Consider the following 3,731-nt stretch of genomic DNA (forward strand, 5'->3'; position numbering starts at 1 on the left):
GATCGGCTGGGTTTCGGTGGTGGTGGTCGGGGTGAGTCGGGGGATGAAGAGTTCGCCGTTGCGGATGGCGAGTTCGGGTTCGCCGGAGGCGACGACGGCGCCCAGGATGTGGGGGAGGGTCGTGAGGTCGTCGAGGTCGGCGAGGGTGATGCGTCCGGGGTTCTCGGCCTGGGCGGCGCGGATCAGGCCCCAGATGGGGGCGCCGGCCAGGTCGGTGATCTCGGGGTGGGCGATGGCGCCCGAGGTGACGACGACCAGGCGCGAGTCGGTGAGGCGGTCGTCGGCCAGCCATGCCTGGAGCGCGTCCAGGACCCGGCCGAGACCGGCCCGCATGCCGGCCGGTACGTCACCGCTCTGCGGGGCACACGGCAGGACGATCACGGAGGGCAGTTCGTCGCCGTTGGTGGGGAGGTCGTCCCAGGTGATGGCGGACGGGGTGGTGGTGTCGGTGGTGTCGACGGTGATCGGGGCCCACTCCACGGCGAGCAGCGGGGGAGCGGCCTTCACCGCGTCCAACTGCCCCGCCGCCACCGGGCGGCCGACGACCGCGGCGACGGAGGCCACGGGCTCGCCCGCCTGGTCGGCAAGGGCGATGGCGACGTCGCCGGTGGCGGAGCGGGTCAGACGGACCCGCAGCGCCACGGCACCGATCGCGTGGACGGCGACCTCGTTCCAGGCGAACGGGAGCACCGTGCCCTCGTCACCGGTCTCCCCGTCACGGGTGATCAGGCCGGCGTGCATCGTCGCGTCGAACAGCGCCGGGTGGAGGCCGAAGCGGGCGGCGTCCGCGTGCGCGGACTCCGGCAGCGCGACCTCGGCGAAGGTCTCGTCGCCGCGCTGCCAGGCGGCCTTGAGCCCCTGGAAGACCGGGCCGTAGCCGTAGCCGAGCTCCGTGAGGACGGTGTAGGCGTCGGTGACGTCGACCTCTTCGGCCCCGGCCGGCGGCCACTCGGTGAGACGGCTGCCGGAGGCGACGGTCCCGGCCGACCGGCCGAGCAGACCCTCCGCGTGCTGGGTCCAGGCGGTGGCGTCGTCGGTGCGGGAGTGGATCGTCACGGTGCGGTCGCCGTTGCCGTCGGCGCCGGTGACGGCGACCTGGACGGCGACACCGCCGTGCTCGGGGAGCACGAGGGGTGCCTGGAGAGCAAGCTCGGCGAGGACGCCGCAGTCGACCTGCTGCGCGGCGCGCAGCGCCAGCTCGACGAAGCCCGTACCGGGGAAGAGCACGGCGTTCCCGATGCGGTGGTCGGCGATCCACGGGTGGGCCGACCGGGAGAGCCGACCGGTCAGGACGACCGAACCGTCATCGCCCGGCGCCGCCAGGGCCGCCGTGAGCAGCGGGTGGTCCGTGGGTTCGAGGCCCATGGACGCCGCGTCGTCGGAGGGGCGCTCCAACAGCCAGAAGCGTTCGTGCTGGAAGGGGTAGGTGGGCAGGTCGGTGTGCTGGGTGTGGAGGCGGGTGAAGGCGGTGGCCCAGTCGATGGTCACACCGGTGGTGTGGAGCGAGCCCAGAGCTGCGAGGAAGGTGGTGTTCTCGTCGCGGTCGCGGCGCTGGGTGGGGATGACGGTGGTGTCTTCGGTCGTCTGCTGGGCCATGGCGGTGAGGACGGCGTCGGGGCCGATCTCCAGCAGGGTGGTGACGCCGTTGTCGGCAAGGGTCTGAACGGCGTCGGTGAAGCGGACGGCGGCGCGGACCTGGCCGACCCAGTACTGCGGGTCGGTGAGTTCGGCGGTGGTGAGGGTGCCGGTGACCGTCGAAACGAGCGGGATGGTGGGCTCGCTGTAGGCCAACTGGGCTGCCACGGTGGCGTACTCGGCGAGCATGGGCTCCATGAGCACGGAGTGGAAGGCGTGCGAGACGCGCAGGCGCGAGGTGCGGCGGCCCTGGGTGGCGAAGCGCTCGGCGAGCGCCTCGACAGCGGTCGCTTCGCCTGAAATGACCACGGAGCGGGGGCCGTTGAGGGCGGAGATGTCGACGCCGTCGGTCAGGTGCGAGGAGATCTCGTCCTCGGTGGCCTCGACGGCGATCATCGCGCCGCCACTCGGAAGGGCCTGCATGAGTCGGCCGCGTGCGGCGACGAGTCGGGCGGCGTCCGGCAGGGTCCAGACGCCCGCGACGTGGGCGGCGGCGAGTTCGCCGATGGAGTGCCCGGCGAGGTACTGCGGCTGAACACCCCACGACTGCAGGAGGGCGAACAGGGCGACCTCGATGGCGAAGAGGGCGGTCTGGGTGTAGGCGGTCTGGTTGAGGAGGTCACTGTCCTCACCCCAGACGACTTCGCGCAGGGGTCGGTCGAGCCACCGGTCCAGCTCCGCGCAGATCTCGTCGAAACGCGCGGCGAACACGGGGTGGGCGTTGTACAACTCCTGTCCCATGCCGAGGCGCTGGGCGCCCTGGCCGGTGAACAGGAACCCGGTGACAGCGCCGTTCTCGGCCCTGCCGAAGGTGACGGCCGGCCCGGCCGTTCCGTCGATCAGCGCGCTCAGGGCGGTGGTGAGTTCGTCCGTGGTGGAGGCGATCACGACGGCGCGGTGCTCGAATCCGGTGCGGGTGGTGATCAGCGAGTGCGCGACGTCCAGCACTCGAACGTCGGGCTGCGTGGTCAGACGGTCGTACAGGCGGGAGGCTTGGTCGCGCAGGGCGGGGGCGGTCTTCGCCGACAGCACGACCGGAACGACCGGGGCCTCGGCCCGGTCCTCGAGGGCGGGGCTGTCCACCGCATCGACGCCTTCGACGATCACGTGGGCGTTGGTGCCGCTGAGGCCGAAGGAGGAGACGCCGGCCCGGCGGGGTCGGTCGCCGAGGGGCCATGCGCGCGGCTCGGTGAGCAGTTCGACGGCGCCGGCTTCCCAGTCGACCTGGGAGGAACGCTGTTCGGCGTGGATGGTGCGGGGCATGATGCCGTGGCGCATGGCCTCGACGACCTTGATGACGCCCGCGACGCCTGCGGCGGCCTGGGTGTGGCCGAGGTTGGACTTGATGGAGCCGAGGTGGAGGGGCTGGTCCGCGGGCCGGTTCTGGCCGTAGGTGGCGATGAGGGCCTGGGCTTCGATGGGGTCGCCGAGGCGGGTGCCGGTGCCGTGGGCTTCGACGAGGTCGATGTCGGCGGTGGTGAGGCCCGCGGTGGTGAGGGCCTTGCGGATGACGCGTTGCTGGGAGGGGCCGTTGGGGGCGGTGAGGCCGTTGGAGGCGCCGTCCTGGTTGACGGCGGTGCCGCGCAGAACGGCCAGCACCGGGTGGCCGTTGCGGCGGGCGTCGGACAGCCGCTCCAGCAGGAGCATGCCGACGCCTTCGGAGATGCCGGTGCCGTCGGCGTTGTCGGAGAAGGACTTGCTGCGGCCGTCGGTGGCGAGTCCGCGTTGTCCGCTGAAGTAGACGAACATGTCGGGTCGGGCCATGACGGTGACGCCGCCGGCGAGGGCGAGGGTGCATTCGCCGGTGCGCAGGGCTTGTCCGGCGAGGTGCATGGCGACGAGGGAGGAGGAGCAGGCGGTGTCGACGGTGACGGAGGGGCCTTCGAGGCCGAGGGTGTAGGAGACGCGGCCGGTGACGAGGCTGCCGCCGCTGGTGGAGCCGGATTCCTCGCTGAGGCCGTAGTCGTGGTACATGACGCCGGCGAAGACGCCGGTCTGCGTGCCCTTGAGGGTGGTGGGGTCGATGCCGGCTCGTTCGAGGGCTTCCCAGGAGGTCTCCAGGAGGAGGCGTTGCTGGGGGTCCATGGCGAGGGCTT

The 3,731-nt window shown here is 72.1% G+C and carries 1 protein-coding gene; it reads right to left on the reverse strand.

All coding sequences use genetic code 11. The annotated features are described in order from the left end of the window. On the reverse strand, window positions 1-3,731 hold a 3,731-nt coding region (locus ACWD4P_RS37990), incomplete at both ends, for a type I polyketide synthase (protein ID WP_449782788.1).

It is taken from the genome of Kitasatospora sp. NPDC002543, assembly GCF_053594915.1.